Raw genomic sequence first — 21730 nt, forward strand, 5'->3', positions numbered from 1 at the left:
CGTTGGCGTCTGTCGGCTCGCTTAGAGACTCATGTGCGCCGAACAATGGCCGTTCGCGGCCTTCAAGATTAAAGGCCTGTAATGACGCGGAAAAGTCACAGCAGAGCTGACAGGCCTGTTCAAACGCACGAAGGGGCGGAGTCCGTCGGACCCCGCCCCTCTATTTTCGATCGGCGTGTCTCTAGAAGCGGGTGCGGACGCCCAGCTCCAGGTTACGGCCCCGCTGCGGCGCGACTTCGGCCAGGAAGGAGGCGTGGTTGAACGCCAGTTCGTCCAGAAGATTGGTCCCGCGCAAGAAGACCTGCGACTTCATCCCGCCCAGTTCGACGTCATAGGCCACGGTGGCGTTGACCATGTTGAAGCCGGGCGTCTCGTGCTCAAAGGCGGCGATGTCGTTCTGCTTGAAGGTGCGGCTGTATTCCACGTCGCCCGACCACGGGCCCGAGAAGGCTTCGGCCCGCACGCCCAGACGCGCCGCCGGGATGCGGGGCAGGTTGCCGCCGTCGCCCTTCAACTGGCCGCGCACATAGTCGCCGAAGACGGTGGCCGACAGCCACGGCGTCAGCTGCTGACGGACCTCGCCCTCCAGACCGGTGAAGGTTGCGTCGGACTGGCTGTAGCGGATCAGGCGGAAGTCCTCGACCTGGTCCAGCGTGCGGGCGAAGATGTAGTTGTCATAGATGTAGTGGTAGGCGCTGACCGAGCCGGTGGTGGCGCCGGCGCTCTTGCGAAGCGTCAGCTCCAGCGCATTGGCCGTCTCGACCTTCAGGTCCGATGAGCCGATCTCGAAGGTGTTGGTCGCCAGGTGGACGCCGTCGGCATAAAGCTCCTGCGCCGAGGGGGCGCGCTGAGAGCGCGACAGCGACACGGCGCCGGTCCAGCCGGGCGTGAAATGCCAGACCGCCGAACCCGAGATCGAGAAGGGCGAGTGGTCCGCGTCCGGCAGGGCCAGGGCCGAGGCCTGCTGCCATTCCTGACGCGCGGCGCCCTCGAAATGCCAGTCGCCCAGTTCGTATTCCTCCATCACGAACAGGCCGGTGTTTCTGGTCGTGCTGGGGGCCAGGAAGCTTTCCTCGCCGACGGCGGCGAAGTCGCTCTTGCTCAACTGCAGGCCGACGACGCCCTTGAACCCGGCGACCGGCTTGTGCTGGACCTCGACGCGGCCGTCGTAGCCCTGATTGGTGAAGGTGGTCGAGACGACGCCCTGATCGCGTTCGTCGTGCCGATAGTCGGTGTAGCCGGCGCGCAGACGCACGTTCTCGACGCCGGGCAGGGGATCGCTCAGTTCGCCGCGCACATCGACGCGGCGGCTTTTCAGCCGGACCTCGGGGACGTCGTGGCCGGCGTCGCCGCCGCCATGGTCGTGACCATCGTCGGCGTCGCAGTGCAGTTCGTCGCCGTGCGGGTGGCAGCCTTCGAACTGGTGCTCATGCCCGGCCAGGCCGTAGCGGCTGGTCTGTTCGGTGTAGGCCGCGCCCAGATAGCCGCGCGACCCGATGTACGAGGCGCCGAGCGTCGCCGTGGAGGTCTCGTTGTAGGAGCCGTCCAGGCGCGGTTCGGCCTGGTCGGGGACCTTATAGTCGTCGGTCTTGCGGGCGGCGGCCTCGACGCGGACGGCGAAATGTCCGGCGCCGACGGTCAGGCCGACCACGCCGGCTTCTTCATTGTCCACCGACCCCAGCCGGAATTCGGCGACGCCCTCGCCGCCGTCGGCCGGAACGCGGGTGGGGATCTTCTTGTCCAGCAGATTGACCGCGCCGCCGATGGCGCCGCCGCCATAGAGAAGCGCCGAGGGGCCGCGCAGGATTTCGATGCCTTCCAGCAGCAGGGGTTCGCCGGAGATGGCGTGGTCGGGCGAGACTTCCGAGGCGTCCATCAGGCCGGCGCCTTCGCTCAGCACCTTGACGCGCGGGGCGGCCTGACCGCGCACCACCGGGCGGCTGGCGCCGCCGCCGAAGGTGTCGGAGTTGACGCCGGGGATGCCGCTCAGCGTGTCGCCCAGGGTCGACTGGCGACGGTGGACCAGTTCGTCGCCGCTCAGCAGGGCGACGTGCGAGCCGACGTCGTCGCCGGCGCGGCCCAGCGGCAGGGCGTGGACCACGACTTCAGGCACCACGGTGACGGCTTCCTGCGGATCGGCGGGGGCGCCCGGATCGGCGGCCCAGGCGGCGTTCGACAGCGCGGCGGCGCCTGCGGCGGTGAGCAGGAGAGTCTGAAGTCGCATGGTACGCATCCCCGTTACAGCGAAGATGACGTGATATGTTATAGTATATCATTGCGCAAGCGTCCGGGTGCTGGGGCGAACCTGGGGCTTCAAAACAGCGCGGATTCGGCGTAGCGGAGCGCACATGACCCAGAATATGAATTCGGTCTTCTATGACCGCGTCTCCGCCGAACTGGCCGACATCGACGCCCAGGGCCTGACCAAGCCCGAGCGCGTCATCGCCTCGCGTCAGGGGCCGGTGATCTCGGTCAACGGCCGCGACGTCCTGAACTTCTGCGCCAACAACTACCTCGGCCTCGCCGGCGACGAGCGCGTGACGCAGGCCGGGATCAAGGCGATGGAGAAGTGGGGCGCCGGAACGGCCTCGGTCCGCTTCATCTGCGGCACGCTGGAGATCCACAAGGAGCTGGAACGCGCCATCGCCGACTATCTCGGCTTTGAGGATACGATCCTGTTCGCCGCCGCCTTCGACGCCAACGGCGGCATCTTTGAACCCCTGTTCGGGGCCGAGGACGCCATCGTCTCCGACAGCCTGAACCACGCCTCGATCATCGACGGCGTGCGCTTGTGCAAGGCCAAGCGCTATCGCTTCAATACCTCCGACATGGCCGACCTGGAGGCCCAGCTGAAGCAGGCCCGGGCCGACGGCGCGCGCGAGATCATCATCGCCACCGACGGCGCCTTCTCGATGGACGGCTACATCGCCAAGCTGAAGGACATCCGGGCCCTGGCCGACCAGTACGGCGCCCTGATCATGGTCGACGACTGCCACGCCACCGGCTTCCTGGGCGACAAGGGGCGCGGCTCCTATGCCTGGAACGGCGTCGAGGTGGACTTCGTCACCGGCACCTTTGGCAAGGCTCTGGGCGGCGCCATGGGCGGCTTCATCTGCGCCAAGGCTAACGTCGTGGCCCTGCTGAAGCAGCGGGCGCGGCCCTACCTCTTCTCCAACGCCCTGGCGCCCGCCGTCTGCGGCTCGTCGCTGGAGGCCATCCGCATCGCCGCGGGCGAAGAGGGCGACGCCCTGCGCGCCCAGTTGTTCGCCAACGCCGCGCGCTTCCGCTCGGCCATGACGGCGGCGGGCTTCACCCTGCAACCGGGCGAGCACCCGATCATCCCCGTCATGCTGGGCGACGCCAAGCTGGCGCAGGACATGGCCGCGCGGATGCTGGAGCTGGGCGTCTATGTCATCGGCTTCAGCTTCCCCGTGGTGCCGCGCGGTCAGGCCCGCATCCGCACCCAGATGTCGGCGGCGCATACCTTTGAACAGATCGACGCCGCCGTGGCGGCGTTCACGCAGGCGGGCAAGGAGTTGGGGGTCATCTGACCCCCGGTCTGCTTTCGGGCAGCCTCACGACTTCAGGCTGTCGTCGGCCATGACGACGGATCGGCCCGCCGGATTGAGCGCGGCCCACAGCAGCACCGTGGCGATCAGCGGCGCCACCGACATGCCGATGTAGCGGCCGATGATGGCGATCTGGGCCACGATGGCGGGCAAGGGCGGCTGATCCAACGGCGGCGCCCCCCCGGCGCTCGGCGGGGCCAGGGCGGGGTTCAACTGCGCCGCCAGATCGCCCCAGATCAGAGCCGTCAGCGATAGGGTGAACAGCAGCGTCAGAACCAGGGTCGTGACGACTGCCGCCTTGAGCGGGTGCGGCGTGCGCGGCGGCGCGGTCAGGAAGGCGACCGCCAGCGGGAAGCCGAGCAGCAACCGCCGGATCGCCGTCTGCGCCACGTCATAGTTTACGGGAACGCCGCCGCTGGTCAGGCGGGTGCCGACGGTCCAGCCGCCATCGGCGGCCAGGCTGATCTCGCCGGTCAGTCCCAGCAGGCGGAACACCAGACCTGCCACCGGTCGCAGTCCCGCCGCCGCCAGATCGGCGCCCCACAGCCACCACGGCGGCAGCAGCAGGATGAACATCCCCAGCGACCACAGGCCGAAGCGACGCCGCGCGGCCTCTTCCGGCGTGGGGGCGCCCAGGGTTTCGAACCAGGCGGCCATCAGGCGGCTTCCTTGGCGGTCTTGGGAGCCTTGCCGGGCTGACGGCTCTGCCAACGGGTCCAGAAGAAGAAGACCAGCAGGCCCTCCAACCCAATCATCGCGTCCCAGACATAGTGGTGGAAGAACTCGAACAGGGATTCCGACCCGCGCGACAGATAAAGCAGGCTGATGATCCGCAGCAGATTGACCAGTTGCAGCGCAGCCACCCCGGCGGCGGCCCCGATCAGTCCGTCGCGCAGGCGGCCTGGAAAGGCCAGGATGGCGGCGATCAACAGGGCGCAGACCTCGACCGCATTACAGCCGGCCAGCACCTGCACCGCGCCATGCCCGTCGGAAAAGCGCAGGATGTCGCCCTGCGCCAGCACCCGGCTGTCGAACGGCTGCAGCACCAGGGCGCAGGCATTGACCAGCAACTGGGTGAAGGGCTGGACGAACAGCCGCTCGGCCCAAGGCGTGGCCAGAACGCTGAACAGGGTCACGGCCAGCAGGGCGAACAGGCCCAGATACTGGACGGCAGGGGATTTGAAAAAGCGCGGCATGACTTGGCGAAGCGTCCACTAGGGGTTCGGCGGGCGTGCGGGCCAGCATCCGGATCACCGTCGCTAGCCGATTCACGGTCGCGCGCACAGGTCTGATCGTTACGGCGTTATGGGGCGGGTTGGCCGCTCCGCAGGGCGAAGTTTTCGCCTGGGCCGCTTGCGGTCCTCGTCAAGGCGGCCTAGCGGCTGCGTCTGACCAACAGGAGCACGATCCATGACCGCCACCATGAAGGCCCTGGCCAAGATGAAACCGGCCGAGGGGCTGGAACTGATCGACGCGCCCATCCCCGTCGCGGGCGACGAGGACGTGCTGATCAAGGTGCACCGCACCGCCGTCTGCGGCACCGACATCCATATCTGGAACTGGGACGAGTGGTCCCAGAAGAACGTCCCGGTCCCCATGATCACCGGCCACGAGTTCGCCGGCGAGATTGTCGCCATCGGCAAGGATGTGGATCGTCGCCTCAAGATCGGTCAGCGCGTCTCGGCCGAGGGCCACGTCATCGACCTGAACTCTGAAGCGGCCCGCGCCGGTCACTTCCATCTCGACCCCGCCACGCGCGGCATTGGCGTGAACCGTCAGGGCGCCTTTGCCGAATACGTCGTGGCCCCGGCCTTCAACGTCATCGAACTGCCCGACGACGTGCCCTATGAGATCGGCTCGATCCTCGATCCGTTCGGCAACGCCGTGCACACGGCGCAGCAGTTCGACCTGCTGGGCGAGGACGTCCTGGTCACCGGCGCCGGTCCCATCGGCATCATGGCCGCCGCCGTGGCGCGCCACGCGGGGGCCCGCACCGTGGTCCTGACCGACATCAACGACTACCGACTGGAACTGGCGCAGAAGGTCGCGCCGGGCGTGCGGACGGTGAACACCACCCGCGAAGACCTGCACGACGTCATGAAGGAACTGGGCCTCAAGGTCGGCTTCGACGTGGCGCTGGAGATGTCGGGTTCGCCCATCGCCTTCAAGCAGTGCGTCGACACCCTGATCATGGGCGGCGGGCTGGCCCTGTTGGGCATTCCGGCCAGACCGACCGAGACGGACTGGGGCACGATCATCCTGAAGGCCCTGACCATCAAGGGCGTCTATGGCCGCGAAATGTTCACCACCTGGCGCAAGATGCTGGGCCTGCTGAAGGCCGGTCTGGACCTGACGCCGCTGATCACCCACCAGATGCCGTTCGAGAACTACCGCGAAGGCTTCGAGGCCATGAAATCCGGCAAGTCCGGCAAGGTGGTGCTGAACTGGGACAAGGCGTAACCGCCTGACGCCCGATGATATCGGCCCCCTGTTCGACGAGGACAGGGGGCCTTTTTCGTATCAGGCCGCAGCCGTTCGGTCGCCGGTGGCGCGGAAGACGATCACGGCGAACAGGAACATCGACGCCAACGTCAGGGTGGTGCCGACCATCAGGCCGATATTGGCGGCGGCCTGCATCCCGGCTGATCCCAGCAGCTTGGCGGTCAGGGCGGGCATGAAGACCAGCAAGCCGATCACGGCCACCCAGAAATGGACCGTCGGCAGCCGCCCCAGCGCCGCCCCCGGCTGAACCCGGTAGAACAGGCCGTAGAGGGCCATCGACACCCAGCCGAGCAGGTTGATGTGAGCGTGAACCGGCGCGGCGACGAACTGTTCCGTCACGCCCATATAATAGCCCAGACACATGCCGATCAGGGCGAAGACGACGGCCAGCCGTAGGAAGCGGTTGGAAAGGCGATAGTCCATCGGCGTCCTCCTCGTTCTTCTTATGGTCTGGGTTTCGGCGTTAGGCGAAGAACGACGGTTCTTCAATCGAAACAACCGCTATTTTTCGCTCGCCGTCTGCAGCAGGCTGATCAAGGCGGCGTCAAAGTCTGCGGCGTCGGGATCGGGCAGGACATCGGCCAGATCGCCTCTCCGAAACCGCTCAAACACCAGGGGGTGCACATAGGCGCTGCGGCACACGGTCGGCGTATTGCCCAGCAGACCCGAGACCGTCTTCACGCAGATGGTGATCTTCTTCTTCGCGTCCCCGGGCGAGGACGGGGGCTGAATCTCGCGCAGGGTCCGCGCGGCCGACGCCGTGCCGGCCCAGGTGCGAAAATCCTTGGCCGAGAATTCCGCGCCCATGGCTGCGCGGATATAGGCGTTCACGTCGTCCGAGGTGACGGGGTAGAGGCGGCCCTGATCGTCGCGGTATTTGAACAGATGCTGGCCCGGAAGATCGCGCAGCGCTCGAACCACGCCGGACAGCCGTCGGTCGCGGACGCTGACGTGGTGCTCGACGCCGCTCTTGCCCCTGAAGGCGAAGATCAGGGCCGCGCCGTCCACTTCCAGATGACGCTTGTGCAGGGTGGTCAGGCCGTAGTGGCGGTTGGCGCGCGCATACCGGGCGTTGCCGACCCGGATCAGGGTTATCTCCAGCAGGCGCACGGCGGTCGCCAGCACCTTGGCCTTGCAGGGCCCCTCAAGGGATAGGTCCGCTTCGATCTGACGCCGCAACCCGGGCAGGGCGAGGGCGAAGGTCGGCAGGCGATCGAACTTGTCGCTGGCGGCGTGGGCCGTCCATTCGGCGTGATAGCGGTATTGTTTGCGCCCCCGGGCGTCGCGTCCCGTCGCCTGGACGTGGCCGTTGGCGCGCGGACAGATCCAGACGTCTTCCCAGGCCGGTGGAATGGCGAGGGCGCGGATGCGATCCAGCACCTTCGGATCCTGGATCGTCACCCCGTGCGGGTCGCGATAGGTGAAACCCTGACCGGCGCGGCGGCGCTCGATCCCAGGACTGTCGTCGGCGCACCAGCTCAGACCCTCAGGAATATCCGTGGCGCTGGGGCCGTTGGCGGAGCCGTCGGGCATGGTGGATTCCTCACCGCTGCCAGCCAACGGGCTGGATGCCAGAGCGTTCCTCTTGACCTCGCGCCTTTGGCGGAGGACGAGCAGCCATGAATTATCGCCACAGCTTTCACGCCGGAAACTTCGCCGACCTGGTCAAACACGCCCTGGTCCTGTGGCTGCTGAAGGAACGCCAGCAGAGGGGACCCGTCACGGTCATCGACACCCACGCGGGCGCGGGCCTCTATGACCTGTCCGGCGACGGCGCGCGGTCCAGGGAGGCCGAGGCGGGCGTGGCGCGGCTGATGACCGCCGAGGACCGGCCGCCGTTGATCGAGGCGCTGGCGGCCGAAGTCGCCGCGCTGAACCCCGACGGCGGGGCGCGCTTCTATCCGGGGTCGCCGCTGCTGATGGCCCGCGCGCTGCGCGACGGCGACCGTTATGTCGGCTTCGAGTTCCATCCGCCGGTTCAGGAAATGCTGGCCGAGGCCCTGGCCGACTGGCCCGCCGCCGAGGGGCATGAAGGCGACGGCTATGCGGAGGCGCTGAAGGCGGCGCGGAGCGCCAAGGGGCCGCTGGTCCTGATCGACCCCCCGTTTGAACGACCCGACGACTATCTGCGCTCGGCCGAGACCGCTGCTGCCATCCTGCGCTATGACCGCACGGCGACCGTGGCCATCTGGACCCCGTTGAAGGATATGGAGACCTTCGACGGCTTCATTCGTCGCCTGGAAGAGGCCAAGGTCGGCCGGGTGCTGGTCGCCGAGGCGCGTCTGCGGCCGCTGAACAACCCGATGAAGATGAACGGCTGCACCATGACGGTGGTCAACCCGCCCTCGGGGGCCGAGGCGGCGGCTGCGGAAATCTGCGGCTGGGCGGCTCAGGCTCTGGGCGATGCGGGCGCGCGGGCCGAGGTCTGGACCGCCGGCTAGGCCCCGACGACCTCGCCCGGCTCATAGAGGTGGGGCTCGAAGGTGGCGATGGCCAGGATCGGCCCCATGGCGGCCATCACGTCGGGATGACGGGTCATCGCCTTCCAGTGGCCGGGGCTGGCCCAGACGGCGTGGTTGGCAATCACGCGGCCGTTCAGCCCCCGATGCAGGGTGGCCGTGACGAAGCCCGGCAGGGCGCGCTGCACCTGCGCCAAGGCCGTCAGGTGCGCCATCAGGCCTTCCTGACGGCGGGCGTCGCATTTGAAGATATTGATCAGGACGACCGGAGAATCGTCGTTTGCGTCGGCGGACATGAGGGGCGGCCTCGTTGCAATCGCCCGACTTCTACCTCAATCCAGAGGGAGACGCTTTCTTCTCCTCGCTGGAAAACGCCGAACATGACCCGTATCGCCATTCTCGAGACCGGCCATCCGCCCGAGCATCTGCGCGACACCTTCGACGACTATCCCGCGCGCTTTCGGGCCCTGCTGGGCGAGAACGTGCCGACGGTGCGGTTCGACGTGCAGGCCGGGCATCTGCCGGAGGACCCGTCGATCTTCACCGGCGCGATCGTCACCGGCTCGGCGGCGGGGGTTTATGACGACCTGCCGTGGATCTCGCCCCTGGTCGATTGGCTGAGGGCGGCGCGGGGGCGGACGCGGCTGCTGGGCATCTGCTTCGGCCATCAGGTCCTGGCCCACGCCTTCGGCGGCAAGGTCGAGAAGTCGCACAAGGGCTGGGGCGTCGGCCTGCACCGCTACGACGTGGTCAGCCGCGAGCCCTGGATGCACCCCCGCGCGGCGTCCATCGCCATCCCGGTTTCCCATCAGGATCAGGTGGTCGAGGCGCCGAGCGACGCCCGCGTGATCGCCTCTAGCCCCTTCACGCCCTATGCGGGTCTGGCCTGGGGCGAGGACGCCCTCAGCTTCCAGTGCCACCCGGAGTTCCAGCCCGCCTACGCCGCCGCCCTGGTGGAAGGGCGGCGCGGCCATCGCATCCCGCACGATCTGGCGGACGAAGCGCTCCTGAGCCTCGAAGGGCCGAACGACCGGGCGGTGCTGACAGCCTGGATCCGCGCCTATCTGTTGCTGACGCCGCCGCCGCTGGAGGGCGAGGGCAGCGGCATCTGATCGAGGCGAACGCCCGATTTCATCGGACGGCGCTAAACCTTGTTCAACCTATGACGTGCAAGGCTGGGGCGGTCAGTCTGGAAACGTCATGCCTTCACTCAAAGTCGCGTGCATCGCGGCCGTCGCATTGTTGTTCAGCGGAACGGCGACGGTCGACGCCGCGCCGCAGGTGCGCTCGGTCGTGGATCTGGCGCAGGCGCTGGAACAGCGCGCGGCCAGGACGAATTTCGCCGAGTTGGAAGCGTTCGGCCAGGATGCGCTCAAACGCCATGACCGCGAGGGACTGAACCGTCTCTATCATGTGACTTGGACCCTCCTGAATCAGGGCGAATTCGAGCGCGCGGCGGTCTGGAACGGGCGGCTGGAGCAGAAGGCGAAGGCGCAGCACGATGACCGCTATGTCCAGATCGCCCACCTGAACACGCTGACGGCGCGCTATGACCGGGGTGATCTGACGGTCGACGCCGAACTGCATCGTATCGCCGAGACGACCGACGACTGGTTCGTGAAGGCCCACGCGGCTCGCCTCGCCGCCCTGACCTTGGTGGATCAAGACCGCGTCGGGGAGGGGCTCAGGCTGCTGACCCTGGCGGAAGCCGATATCCCCGACAACGACCCCTTCTCCCAAACGGCGCACGCGGGCCTGTGGGAAGTGACCGGCATGGGGCTGATGAAGCTGAACGACGTGGTCGGCGCGGCCATGGCCTTCCGGCGCTTCGAGATCGACTATTCCAATCCCGACTATCCAAGGCCGGATTTCGACAGCCTCTACAACCTGACCAAGATGGCGGTGCAGGTGGGTGATCTGAAGAGCGCGCAACGCTATTACGCCGCTCACCATCGCCTGGCGCAGCGGGCCGGGCTGGAAAGCCTGTCGGTCTATGACGCCAGCCTTTGCGCCGCCGTGGCCGACGCTCGTCAGGAACCGCGCGAGGTTCTGGCCTGCCTTGAGCCCTATGGCGAACGACTGGGCGTCGCCGCCTTTCTGGCGCGGGACGTGCTGCCGCTGCGGGCGGTCGCCCGGGCGCGCACAGGCCAACTGGACGCCGCCCGTCGGGATCTCGAAACGCTGCGGCGGTTGGATATCGAGAGCGGGGTCGATTCCCAGGTCGCCCTGGTTCAGGCCGAACTGCTGTTCGCCAGCGGGCGAGCGTCCGAGGCCTACGAGGTGTTGCGTGCCTATGAGCGCGACCGCGAGGTCCAGGCCGCGCAGCGCTTCAGTTCGGGCATCCGCCAGGTCACGGGCGACATGCAGGAACAACTCGCTGAGCGCCGACGTCAGCTAGAGACCGCCCGCGCCAACACCGAACTGCAGCAGACGGTGATCCACTGGCAGAACTGGATCGTCGGCATCGGCGTCCTCTTCATGCTGTCGGCGCTGGCCACTCTGACCTGGCAATGGCGGCAGGCGAAACAGCTTCGCAGCGCCCGTCGCCGCGCCGAGGACGCCAACCGCGCCAAGGGCGAGTTCCTGGCCAACATGAGCCACGAGATTCGCACCCCGCTGAACGGGGTGGTGGCGATGGCCGACGCCCTGGGCCAGCGCGATCTGGCGCCCGAAGAACGCGAGATGGCCGACGTCATCCGCTCGTCCGGCGTGACGCTTGAGCGATTGCTGTCGGACATTCTGGACACCGCCCGGATCGAGTCCGGCCAGGTGACGATCGAGCAGGCCCCGTTCCATCTGGGGCGCACGGTCCATGATGTGATCGCTCTATGGCGCGTGCCGGCCGGGGAGAAGGGCGTGGCCCTGGTCGCCGATGTCCACCCCTCACTTCACGCCGAGGTCGTGGGCGACGCCGTGCGCGTCCGCCAGATCCTGACCAATCTGGTCAGCAACGCCCTGAAGTTCACGACCGAGGGCGAAGTGGCCCTGAAGGTCGAGCCCAGCGAAGAAGGCCGTGTCCGCTTCACGATCCGGGATAGCGGCGTGGGCTTCGACGCCGAGCAGAAGGCCCGCATCTTTGGCCGCTTCCAGCAGGCGGACGGCTCGATCACCCGCCGGTTCGGCGGCACGGGGCTGGGGCTGGCGATTTCGCGCGAACTGGCGACTCTGATGGGCGGCGCGCTGGAATGCGAGAGCACGCCGGGGCAGGGCGCCGCCTTCTGGTTCGAAATCCCCCTGCCGCCGGCCGTCGGCGCGGAGGGCGCTGCAAAAGAAGCCGCGCCCGCAGCCGATGTCCGGACCCGCCCGCTGCGCGTGCTTCTGGCCGACGATCATCCCGCCAACCGCAAGGTGATCGAGGTCATGCTGTCGGCGACGGCGATGGATCTGGTGGCGGTCGAGGACGGCCGTGCGGCGCTGGATGTCTTCACCCGCGGCGATTTCGATCTGGTGCTGATGGACATGCAGATGCCGGTGATGGACGGTCTGACCGCCACCGCCGCCATCCGCGCCTTCGAGGCGCAGAACGCCCGTACGCCGACGCCGATCCTGATGCTGACCGCCAACGCCATGGCCGAACATGTCGAGGCGGGGCGGGCGGCGGGCGCGGACGGCCATCTGACCAAGCCGCTGACCCTGGCCGCCCTGTTTGACGGGATCGCGCGCGTGATGGCGCTCAGCGAGCGGTCGAAAGTCGCCTGATTACGGCCATTTCACCACGGGCGGCATGGAGCTGAGGATCGACTCGACGTTGCCGCCGGTCTTCAGCCCGAACATGGTGCCGCGGTCGTAGAGCAGGTTGAACTCGACGTAGCGACCGCGCCGGATCAGTTGTTCCTCGCGCTCCTCGGGCGTCCAGGCCTCGGTCATGCGGCCCGCGACGATCTTCGAATAGACCTCGAGGAAGGCCTTGCCGACGTCCTGGGTGAAGGCGAAGTCGCGTTCCCAGTCGCCGCTGTCGTGGTGGTCGTAGAAGATGCCGCCGGTGCCGCGCGGCTCGTTGCGGTGCGGCAGGAAGAAGTACTCGTCGCACCACTGCTTGTACTTGGCGTGCCAGGCCGGGTCGTAGGAGTCGCAGACCCCCTGCATGGCGGCGTGGAAGGCTTCTGTGTCCGGGTGGTCCTGACGGCGATCCGCGTCCAGCACGGGGGTCAGGTCGCCGCCGCCGCCGAACCAGGTCTTGGTGGTCGAGATCAGGCGCGTGTTCATGTGTACGGCCGGCACGCGCGGGCTGACCGGGTGGCAGATCAGGCTGATGCCGGTGGCGAAGAAGCGCGGGTCTTCCTCGGCGCCGGGCACATTCTTCGCGTAGTCGGCGGGGAAGGTCCCGTGGACGGTCGAGCAGTGGACGCCGACCTTTTCGAACAGGCGGCCGTGCATCATCCCCATGACGCCGCCGCCGCCCTCCTTGCGGTCCCAGGGCGTGCGCACGAAGCGGCCGGGCTCGCCGGGGAAGAGATCGGCGGGGGCGGCGTCTTCCAGGGCCTCGAAACCGGCGTGAATCTGATCGCGCAGGGTCTCGAACCAGACGCGGGCGCGCTCGCGATGTTCGACCATCAGGGTGGGGGTCTCTTGGATCATCAGGGCTTCAACCATGACGGGCGGCCTTTGTGAACAGTCCGGGGTGAGCGCTTCATGCCCGCCGGGACGAAAGACGGCCTTGATCCAGATCAGACCCGGTTCCCATGCCGCGCCGCCTGTGCCAGCGTGGCCGCAACAGTTTTGAGGGGACCCCATGATCCGCACCGCCTTGCTCGCCGCCGTTTCGCTCGCCGTCCTGGCCGGACCCGCCCTGGCCCAGTCGCAAGGCAGCAATGATGCCGCAGGGCAGGAGCGGGTGCTTCAGATCCTGCGCCGCACCCCCCTGGTCGACGGCCACAACGACCTGCCCTGGGCCCTGCGTCAGGGGTTTGGGAACGACCCCTATCGCGTTGATCTGACGACCAATCTGGAGGCGACGACCCGTCTGCACACCGACATTCCGCGTCTGCGCGCCGGCGGCGTGGGGGCTCAGTTCTGGTCCGTCTATGTCCCCGCCAGCCTGGAACCGGTCGAGGCGGCCAAGGCCACGTTCGAACAGATCGACACGGTCAAGCGCATCGCCGCCGCCTATCCCTCGGTGTTCGAGATCGCGACCACCGCCGACGACATCGCCCGCATCCACAAGGCCGGAAAGATCGCCAGCCTGATCGGGATGGAGGGCGGCTATTCGATCGACGATTCGCTGGGCCTGCTGCGCGAGTTCTATGATTCGGGGGCCCGCTACATGACGCTGACCCACTCCAAGACCACCACCTGGGCCGACAGCGCCACCGACGCGCCGAAGTGGGGCGGGCTGTCGCCCTTCGGCGAGCAGGTGGTCAAGGAGATGAACCGTCTGGGTATGATGGTGGATCTGAGCCACGTGTCCGAGGACACGATGCTGGACGCCATTCGCGTGTCGACGGCCCCGGTGATCTTCTCGCACTCGTCGGCGCGGGCCGTGACGGCCCATCCGCGCAACGTGCCTGACGCGGTCCTGCGTATGATGCCGGCCAACGGCGGCATCGTCATGGTGACCTTCGTGCCGGGCTTCATCAGCGAGGCGGTGCGCGCTTCCGGCGCCGCGCGTTCGGCCGAGATGTCGCGGCTCACCGCCCTGAACCCCGGGGATCCCGATGCGGTGAAGGCGGGCATGGACGCCTGGACCGCCGCCAACCCGGCGCCCCAGGCCTCGATCGACGACGTCGTGGCCCACATTCAGCACGTCCGCGATGTGGCGGGGATCGATCATGTCGGCCTGGGCGGCGATTTCGACGGCGTCGACAGCCTGCCGGTCGGGGTCGAGGGGGTGGACGCCTATCCGCGTATCCTGGCCGAACTGATGCGTCGCGGCTGGTCGGAGGCCGACATCCGCAAGATCGCGGGCGAAAACCTGCTGCACACGATGCACGGGGTCGAACGGGCGGCGACAGCTAAGCGCGGCGAGCGGCCCAACCTGGCGCAACTGCCGAACGACGGCGCTCCGGAGTGATCGAAGGTCCTTCTCCCCTTGCGGGAGAAGGTGGGCGAGCGGAGCGAGGTCGGATGAGGGGTCTCGCTCCCGCTCTATCGTCATCCTCGGGCTTGACCCGAGGATCGGGTTGATTGCGAGACGCGACGACTGCCGTGGCGGCTAAAGTTTGAGGGCAGCGACACCCCTCATCCGTCAGGCTTCGCCTGCCACCTTCCCCCGCAAGGGGAGAAGGAAACCTAGCGGCTCGGCAACCCGCCCGTCTGACGCAGCCCTTCCCATAGGGCGATCCCCGCGCTGACCGACAGGTTCAGCGAGCGGGTTTCCGCACGGATGGGGATGAAGACTCGAGCGTCGGCGGCTTCGTGGACATAGTCGGGGGCGCCGGCGCTTTCCTTGCCGAAAAGAAGGATGTCGTCGGGCCGGAATTCGAAGTCGGTCAGGGGCGTGGCCCCCCTGGTCGTGAACAGGACCAGCCGACCGGGGCCGCGATCACGCAGGAAGGCGTCCCAGTCATCGTGGCGGGTCATATGGCTGAGCGGACCATAGTCCAGCGCCGCGCGCTTCATGGCGCGGTCGTCGAAACGGAAGCCGACGGGCTCGATCACGTGCAATTCCACGCCGAAACAAGCGCTCTGACGGATACAGGCGCCCACATTCTGCGGGATGTCAGGTTGAAAAAGGGCGAGACGCATTCTAAGGCCCTCATACGCGCGGGGCGGGGTCTTGTCGCGGTCTTTGTTGCGACTGTTTCGCAAGTTGCGTCAGCACCTTGCGCGGATGGACCGCAAGTCGAGGACCGCAGGGCATAACGACCGTTCCGCAGGACGATCATGCCGACGGCCATCCCACTCCCGGGACGGGCGATCGGGACTGCAGAGGTGAGACGCGTGGCCGAATCGGTCGTGACTGCTGAAGGGCCTGATGGCCAACACGGGGGCGGTGACGCCACCCGCCGCGACTTCATCCACATCGCCGCCGGCGCCGCCGCGGTCGGTGCGGGCGTGATGGTGGCCTGGCCGCTGATCAACCAGATGAACCCCGCCGCCGATACCCTGGCCCTGGCGTCGATCGAATTCGATCTGACCAAGGTTCAGGAAGGCCAGCAGGTCGTCATCAAGTGGCAGGGCAAGCCGGTCTTCGTGCGCTACCGCACGCCGGCCGAGCTGAAGCGCGTCATCGCCGACGATCATTCTCCGGATCTGAAGGATCCGCAGACGGACGCCGAGCGGACCAAGCCGGGCCACGAGCAATATCTCGTCGTCATCGGCTCGTGCACCCACCTGGGCTGCGTTCCGACGTTCGGTTCGGGCGATTACGGCGGCTGGTTCTGCCCCTGCCACGGCTCGCACTACGACGCCTCGGGCCGTATCCGTAAGGGACCGGCGCCGAAGAACCTGGTGGTGCCGGCCTACGACTATATGTCCGACACCCGCGTCAAAATCGGCTGAGGACGGACCGAGGACCCATGAGCGATCACGAATCCACATACGTCCCCAAGACCGCGATTGAGCGGTGGATGGACACCCGCCTGCCGATCATCCGCTTCGGCATGGACTACGCAAACCTGCCGACCCCCCGGAACCTGAACTACTGGTGGACCTTCGGCGGCATTCTGGCCCTGTGCCTGATGACTCAGATCATCACCGGCATCGTGCTGGCCATGCACTACACGCCGAACACGGCCCTGGCCTTCGAGTCGGTCGAGCGCATCATGCGCGACGTCAACGGCGGCTGGCTGATCCGCTATGTGCACGCCAACGGCGCGTCGATGTTCTTCATCGCCGTCTATCTGCACATGCTGCGCGGCCTCTATTACGGCTCCTACAAGGCGCCGCGCGAGATGATCTGGATCATCGGCTGCGTGATCTTCTTCCTGATGATCGCCACCGCCTTCCTGGGCTACGTCCTGCCCTGGGGCCAGATGTCCTTCTGGGGCGCTGAGGTCATCACCAACCTGATCGGCGCCATTCCGGTCATCGGCGAGCCGATCCTGATCTGGCTGCGCGGCGGTCCGGCGATCGACAACGCCACGCTGAACCGCTTCTTCTCGCTGCACTACCTGCTGCCGTTCGTCATCGCCGGCTGCGTCGTGCTGCACCTCTGGGCCCTGCACGCCGCCGGTCAGAACAACCCGGTCGGCATCCTGATCCCGAAGGACCGCGAGAAGAAGGACATGCTGCCCTTCCACCCGTACTTCACGGTCAAGGACGGCTTCGCGATCATCCTCTTCCTGATCATGTTCGCGGTCTTCGTCTTCTATCAGCCGGACGCCCTGGGCCACGCCGACAACTACATCCCGGCTAACCCGCTGCAGACTCCGGCCCACATCGTTCCCGAATGGTACATGCTGCCGTTCTACGCGATCCTGCGCGCCATCCCCGACAAGTTCGGCGGCGTGGTGGCCATGTTCGGCGCCATCGGCGTGCTGTTCGTCCTGCCCTGGCTGGACACGTCCAAGGTGCGCTCGATGCGCTACCGTCCGACGATGCGCACCTGCTTCATCATCTTCCTGTTCGTGTGCTTCGGCCTCGGCTGGTGCGGTGGTCAGCTGCCGGACGCGCAAGTGATCCCGGGCATGCCCAGCTTCACTCTGTTTGACGGCCAGCTGAACTCGTACCTGTGGCTGACGCGTCTGCTGACGGCCTACTACTTCATCTTCTTCCTGGTGCTGATGCCGGTCCTCGGCCTGCGCGAGAAGCCGTTGCCGGTTCCGGCGACGATCTCGGAGCCGGTTCTGGCCGCGAACGCCGAGCAGAAGGGCTGAGCGCGATGATTTCCAACGAGAAGAAAACCGTGTCCTTCCGCAAGATCCTGGTTTCCCTGACGGCCGCTGTCGGTCTGGTCGCCATCGCCGCTCCGGCGATGGCCTCGGGCGGGGCCAAGCATCCGCGCGACGGCGGCTTCAGCTTCGAAGGGCCGTTCGGCACCTACGATCAGGGCCAACTGCAGCGCGGCTACAAGGTCTATCGCGAGGTCTGCTCGTCCTGCCACAGCATGAACCTGATGCATTTCCGCAACCTGGGCGACAAGCACGGCCCGTTCTGGAACCCGGAATATCCGAACCCGAACGACAACCCGGTCGTGAAGGCCCTGGCCAAGGAACTGCAGGTCGCGGACATCGACAGCGAAACGGGCGAGGCGCTGATGCGCAACGCCACCACCGCTGACAAATTCCCGGCGCCCTATCCGAACGCCACGGCGGCGGCTGCGGCCAACGGCGGGGCGGCTCCGCCCGACCTGTCGGTCATGGCCAAGGCCCGTCACGACGGCGCCAACTACATCTACTCGCTGCTGTCGGGCTATGGGACCCCGCCGGCCGGCCTGGAGATGGCGTCGAACCAGCACTACAACCCCTATATGGCGGGCGACCTGACCCCGTTCTGGAAAGGCAAGGGACACGTTCCCCCGGGCGGCTTCATCGCCATGCCCGCGCCGCTCCAAAACGGCCAGGTCACCTATGACGACGGCACCAAGGCCACCGTCGACCAGATGGCCAAGGACGTCGCCGCCTTCATCGCCTGGACGTCCGAGCCCAAGGCGACCGAGCGCAAGCAGATGGGCTTCGGCGTGATCATCTTCCTGCTGCTGTTCGCAGGGATCACCTACGCCAGCTACCGCCGCATCTGGAAGGGCGTCGCCCACTAAGGCGAAACCCATTCGAGACGAGATGACCCGCCGGAGCGATCCGGCGGGTTTTTTCATGCCTGGACGCGGGGGCGCCCGCATCGACACTGGCGATTTCGGCCTCTACGGTTCCGGCCTCTGTATCGTCGAGGGGTTTTGCCGCCATGCGTTTGATGTCGTCCGCCGCCGTCCTGATTTTCGCCGCTTCGCTTGCGGCCTGCGCCACCCCCGGTGAGAACGCGAATGCGCCGTTCGCTCCCCGGTTCGAGGCGGCGCGCATCTCGAACGACATCAAGGTCCTGGCCGACGACAGCTTCGAGGGCCGCGGCATCGCCACCCCGGCTGAAACCAAGGTCATCGATTACCTGAGCCGTCAGTATGCGGCGGCGGGCTTCGCACCGGGCGGCGAGAACGGCGGCTGGACCCAGTCGGTGGCGCTGAACCGTTTCACCGTCTCCAACGTCAGCGGCCAGATCAAGGTCGGCGGCTGGTCGCAAAGCCTGACCCAGGGCCAGCAGGCCACGATCACTACGCGGCTGCCCGGCAACGGCGTCGACCTGCGCGGCAAGCCGCTGGTCTTCGTCGGCTACGGCATCAACGCGCCCGAGCGTCAGTGGAACGACTTCAAGACCGACGTGCGCGGCAAGGTCATCGTCGTCCTGGTCAACGACGCCGATTTCGAGGACCCGTCGCTGAACACCTTCGGCGGCCAGGCCATGACCTACTACGGGCGCTGGACCTACAAGTACGAGGAAGCCGCCCGCCAAGGCGCGGCGGGCGTGCTGATCGTCCACGAAACCAAGCCCGCCTCCTATGGCTGGACCACGGTGGCCAACTCCTGGGCCGTGCCGCAGTTCGACATCGTGCGTCAGAACCCCTCGGCCGAGCGCGTGCCGATGGAGGCCTGGATCCAGCGCGACGTGGCCGTCGACCTGTTCCGCCATGCTGGGCTCGATTTCGAGCAGGAGAAGATCAAGGCCCGCAGCCGCGACTTCCAGCCGGTCGAGCTGGCCGGCGCCACTATCGACGCCAAGTTCGACGTCAAGACCGATCGCATCACGACCCACAACGTCGTGGCCAAGCTGGAAGGCACGACCCACCCGGGCGAGACCATCCTCTACACCGGCCACTGGGACCACATCGGCATGGGCGAGCCGGACGCCAACGGCGACCGCATCTTCAACGGCGCCGTGGACAACGCCTCGGGCACGGCGGGCCTGCTGGAACTGGCGCGTCAGTGGGCGGCCGGACCGCGCCCCGAGCGCACCATCGTGATGATCAGCTTCACCGGCGAGGAAAGCGGCCTGCTGGGGTCGGAATACTACGCCGCCAATCCGCTGTATCCGCTGGAGACGACGGTGGCTGGCTTCAATCTGGACGCCACCAACGTCCTGGGGCGGATGAGCAAGCTGGGCGTCACGGGTTACGGCCAGTCCGATCTGGACGAGCGGGTCATCGCCCTGGCGGCGGCGCAGGGCCGAGGCTTCCAGGGCGACGCCAACGCCGGCGCGGGCATCTATTTCCGCTCGGACCACTTCCCGCTGGCCAAGCGCGGCGTGCCGATGGGCTATCTGTCCTCGACGGGCGACTATGTCGATGAGCCGATCGCGCCGCGCCTGGCCGCCGCCGCCGAATACCGCGCCAATCGCTATCATCAGGCCGCCGACGCGTGGGAGCCGAACTGGGACTATCGCGGCATGATCCAGGATCTGGAGGTCGTCTTCCAGGCCGGTGAGGCCCTGGCCAACAGCCGCGACTGGCCGCAGTGGAAGCCCGGTTCGGAGTTTGGCCCGGCCCGCACGGTCAGCGACGCGCGTCGCAAATAGGCGGGGTCTGTTCGGCCTTCGCGGAACATGACAAAAATGTAAGGGGCGGTCTCGCGAGAGGCCGCCCTATTACTTTGCGCGAAACGCCCCGGGGGAGGGCGAGGGAGTCACCATGCATTGTCGGTTCATCAGCGGCGTCGCCGCCACAGCCCTTCTGCTTGCCGCCGGCGCGGCGGCGGCCCAGGACTTTTCGGCCCAGCGCCTGTCGGACGAAATCCGCACCATCAGCGCCGACGACTTCCAGGGCCGCTATCCCGGCACGGACGGCGAGAAGAAGACGCTGGACTGGCTGCAAGCCCAATACGAAGCCATGGGCATGGCGCCCGGCGGCCCCAACGGCCAGTGGCTGCAGGACATCGACCTGAAGCGCTACACCCCCGTCCCTGACGCCGCCAAGGCCAGTTGGACCGGCGCGGACGGTCAGGTCCATGCCCTGACGCCGGGAACCGACATCACCCTGCGGGCGGTCAGCAATGACGGCAAGGCGGCCATCGCCAACGCGGGTCTGGTCTTCGCCGGCTTCGGCATCCATGCGCCCGAGCGCGGCTGGGACGACTACGGCGGCCTCGACGTGGCGGGCAAGGTGGTCATCGTCATGGGCGGAGAGCCCGACGGCGACCTGTTCAACGGCCCCTATGCGACCAACTACCAGTCCGCCGCCTACAAGGCGGACGAGGCCAAGCGCCGGGGCGCGCTGGGCGTCATCACCGTGTCAAAGGCGACCGCGAACGACGCTGCGTGGACCCGTATGGCGCAGGGCAATGGCCGCACCCGCACCCTGACGCCGGGCGCCGCGGACCTGGAGTTTTCGGGCGCGATCAACGCCGACACGGCCAAGGCCCTGGGTCTGGGCATGGCTGAACTGGCGGCGCGGCTCGGCACGGGCGATTTTCGCGCCTTCGCTTTGCCGGGTCTGACCTTGTCGGTCGAGACGGCCGAGACCATCGACACCCTGCGCACCCACAATCTGCTGGCCAAGATCCCCGGCGCCAAGCGTCCGAACGAGACCATCGTCTATTCGGCCCACTGGGACCACGTCGGTGTCAACGAGCACGCGGCGGGCGACGACAAGATCTTTAACGGCGCCTGGGACAACGCCTCGGGCACCATCGGCGTGCTGGAGATGGCGCGTCAGCTGAAGGCGGCGCCCGCGCCCGACCGCACCATCGTCTTCGCCCACATGGCCGCCGAGGAAATGGGCCTGCTGGGCGCCTACGCCTATGCCGCCGATCCGGTCTATCCGCTGGAAACGACGGTGGCCGACATCAACATCGACATGCTGCCGCTGTCGGGACCGACCCGCGACGTGCCGATCTTCGGCAGGGGTCAGAACAGTCTTGAGGACGACCTTCAGGCCCTGGCCGCGAAGGAAGGCCGCTACGTCTCCGACGACGGCCAGCCGGAGCAGGGCTTCTACTACCGCTCCGACCACTTCCCCTTCGCCCGTTCGGGCGTGCCGGCCCTGATGCCGTGGCACGGCGTGGACTGGGTCGACGGCGGCAAGGAGGCCGGTCTGGCGGCGTGGAAGGCCAAGTTCGCCGCCGACTACCACAAGCCCAGCGACGAATGGTCCGCCGACTGGGATCTGCGCTCGGCGGTCGATAACCTGACCCTGCTGTACCGACTGGGTCTGCAACTGGCCAACAGCCACGAATGGCCGACGTGGAAGCCGACCTCCGAGTTCGGCCAGGTGCGGGCGACCAGCGACGCCGCGCGCAAGTAGCCCAAACGCAAGCAAGGCCGCCCGAGGGGCGGCCT

Annotated in this window: 19 protein-coding genes; 11 read left to right on the top strand and 8 right to left on the bottom strand. The window is 67.3% G+C overall.

All coding sequences use genetic code 11. The features are described from left to right. Positions 1-181: 181 nt before the first annotated feature. Positions 182-2224, bottom strand: coding sequence for a TonB-dependent receptor (locus AC1DJ5_RS12650; RefSeq protein WP_477020836.1), 2043 nt, complete (start codon positions 2222-2224; stop codon positions 182-184). 136 nt (positions 2225-2360) lie between these two features. Here AC1DJ5_RS12650 and AC1DJ5_RS12655 point away from each other — a divergent pair, with 136 nt between their 5' ends. Further along, positions 2361-3551, top strand: a complete 1191-nt coding sequence (locus AC1DJ5_RS12655; protein WP_477020855.1) for a glycine C-acetyltransferase — start codon at positions 2361-2363, stop codon at positions 3549-3551. 24 nt (positions 3552-3575) lie between these two features. Here AC1DJ5_RS12655 and AC1DJ5_RS12660 read toward each other — a convergent pair whose 3' ends face one another. Together AC1DJ5_RS12660 and xrtH are read right to left on the bottom strand one after the other, a co-directional pair. Beyond that, complete coding sequence (locus tag AC1DJ5_RS12660; protein WP_441454953.1) at positions 3576-4226, bottom strand: exosortase H-associated membrane protein; 651 nt, start codon at positions 4224-4226, stop codon at positions 3576-3578. Then, positions 4226-4765, bottom strand: coding sequence for an exosortase H (gene xrtH / locus AC1DJ5_RS12665; RefSeq protein ID WP_477020837.1), 540 nt, complete (start codon positions 4763-4765; stop codon positions 4226-4228). Before xrtH ends, AC1DJ5_RS12660 begins: the two co-directional genes overlap by 1 nt. A 214-nt stretch (positions 4766-4979) precedes the next feature. On the opposite strand from xrtH, the gene tdh reads away from it, so the two are divergent. After that, complete coding sequence (tdh, locus tag AC1DJ5_RS12670) at positions 4980-6029, top strand: L-threonine 3-dehydrogenase (RefSeq protein ID WP_441454951.1); 1050 nt, start codon at positions 4980-4982, stop codon at positions 6027-6029. 60 nt (positions 6030-6089) lie between these two features. Here the strand turns inward: tdh and AC1DJ5_RS12675 are convergent, their stop codons facing one another. Further along, positions 6090-6494: a hypothetical protein gene (locus tag AC1DJ5_RS12675; protein ID WP_477020838.1), complete on the bottom strand. Its 405-nt coding sequence runs from the start codon at positions 6492-6494 to the stop codon at positions 6090-6092. A gap of 78 nt (positions 6495-6572) precedes the next feature. Further along, the gene (locus AC1DJ5_RS12680; RefSeq protein ID WP_477020839.1) at positions 6573-7604 is read right to left on the bottom strand and encodes a DNA topoisomerase IB; all 1032 of its coding nucleotides are present in this window, start codon (positions 7602-7604) and stop codon (positions 6573-6575) included. Positions 7605-7690: 86 nt separating this feature from the next. Here AC1DJ5_RS12680 and rlmJ point away from each other — a divergent pair, with 86 nt between their 5' ends. After that, a complete protein-coding gene (gene rlmJ, locus AC1DJ5_RS12685) occupies positions 7691-8512 on the top strand; it encodes a 23S rRNA (adenine(2030)-N(6))-methyltransferase RlmJ (RefSeq protein WP_477020840.1) in 822 nt (273 codons plus the stop codon). On the opposite strand, the gene AC1DJ5_RS12690 is transcribed toward rlmJ, so the two are convergent. Further along, entirely contained in the window at positions 8509-8826 is a 318-nt protein-coding gene (locus tag AC1DJ5_RS12690; protein ID WP_477020841.1) for an antibiotic biosynthesis monooxygenase family protein, read from the bottom strand. The genes rlmJ and AC1DJ5_RS12690 overlap by 4 nt on opposite strands. 84 nt (positions 8827-8910) lie before the next feature. Here AC1DJ5_RS12690 and AC1DJ5_RS12695 point away from each other — a divergent pair, with 84 nt between their 5' ends. Together AC1DJ5_RS12695 and AC1DJ5_RS12700 are read left to right on the top strand one after the other, a co-directional pair. Continuing rightward, positions 8911-9642: a type 1 glutamine amidotransferase gene (locus AC1DJ5_RS12695; RefSeq protein ID WP_477020842.1), complete on the top strand. Its 732-nt coding sequence runs from the start codon at positions 8911-8913 to the stop codon at positions 9640-9642. Between the two features lie 88 nt (positions 9643-9730). Next, the gene (locus AC1DJ5_RS12700; protein ID WP_477020843.1) at positions 9731-12229 is read left to right on the top strand and encodes a hybrid sensor histidine kinase/response regulator; all 2499 of its coding nucleotides are present in this window, start codon (positions 9731-9733) and stop codon (positions 12227-12229) included. Here the strand turns inward: AC1DJ5_RS12700 and hemF are convergent, their stop codons facing one another. Then, the gene (hemF, locus tag AC1DJ5_RS12705; protein WP_477020856.1) at positions 12230-13084 is read right to left on the bottom strand and encodes an oxygen-dependent coproporphyrinogen oxidase; all 855 of its coding nucleotides are present in this window, start codon (positions 13082-13084) and stop codon (positions 12230-12232) included. Between the two features lie 178 nt (positions 13085-13262). On the opposite strand from hemF, the gene AC1DJ5_RS12710 reads away from it, so the two are divergent. After that, complete coding sequence (locus AC1DJ5_RS12710) at positions 13263-14540, top strand: dipeptidase (RefSeq protein WP_477020844.1); 1278 nt, start codon at positions 13263-13265, stop codon at positions 14538-14540. Positions 14541-14758: 218 nt separating this feature from the next. On the opposite strand, the gene AC1DJ5_RS12715 is transcribed toward AC1DJ5_RS12710, so the two are convergent. Beyond that, complete coding sequence (locus AC1DJ5_RS12715) at positions 14759-15214, bottom strand: tRNA (cytidine(34)-2'-O)-methyltransferase (protein ID WP_477020845.1); 456 nt, start codon at positions 15212-15214, stop codon at positions 14759-14761. A gap of 195 nt (positions 15215-15409) precedes the next feature. Here AC1DJ5_RS12715 and petA point away from each other — a divergent pair, with 195 nt between their 5' ends. The 5 genes from petA to AC1DJ5_RS12740 all read left to right on the top strand — a co-directional run bounded on the left by petA (position 15410) and on the right by AC1DJ5_RS12740 (position 21695). Further along, positions 15410-15970, top strand: coding sequence for a ubiquinol-cytochrome c reductase iron-sulfur subunit (gene petA / locus AC1DJ5_RS12720; protein ID WP_441454942.1), 561 nt, complete (start codon positions 15410-15412; stop codon positions 15968-15970). Positions 15971-15987: 17 nt separating this feature from the next. Then, on the top strand, positions 15988-17286 hold the full coding sequence (locus AC1DJ5_RS12725) for a cytochrome b (protein ID WP_441454941.1): 1299 nt from the start codon (positions 15988-15990) through the stop codon (positions 17284-17286). A gap of 5 nt (positions 17287-17291) precedes the next feature. Continuing rightward, the gene (locus AC1DJ5_RS12730; RefSeq protein ID WP_441454940.1) at positions 17292-18167 is read left to right on the top strand and encodes a cytochrome c1; all 876 of its coding nucleotides are present in this window, start codon (positions 17292-17294) and stop codon (positions 18165-18167) included. 143 nt (positions 18168-18310) lie between these two features. After that, positions 18311-19972, top strand: coding sequence for a M28 family metallopeptidase (locus AC1DJ5_RS12735; protein ID WP_477020846.1), 1662 nt, complete (start codon positions 18311-18313; stop codon positions 19970-19972). A gap of 112 nt (positions 19973-20084) precedes the next feature. Continuing rightward, positions 20085-21695, top strand: coding sequence for a M28 family peptidase (locus AC1DJ5_RS12740; protein WP_477020847.1), 1611 nt, complete (start codon positions 20085-20087; stop codon positions 21693-21695). Positions 21696-21730: the final 35 nt, after the last annotated feature.

It is taken from the genome of Brevundimonas sp. 01N35 (assembly GCF_056399785.1).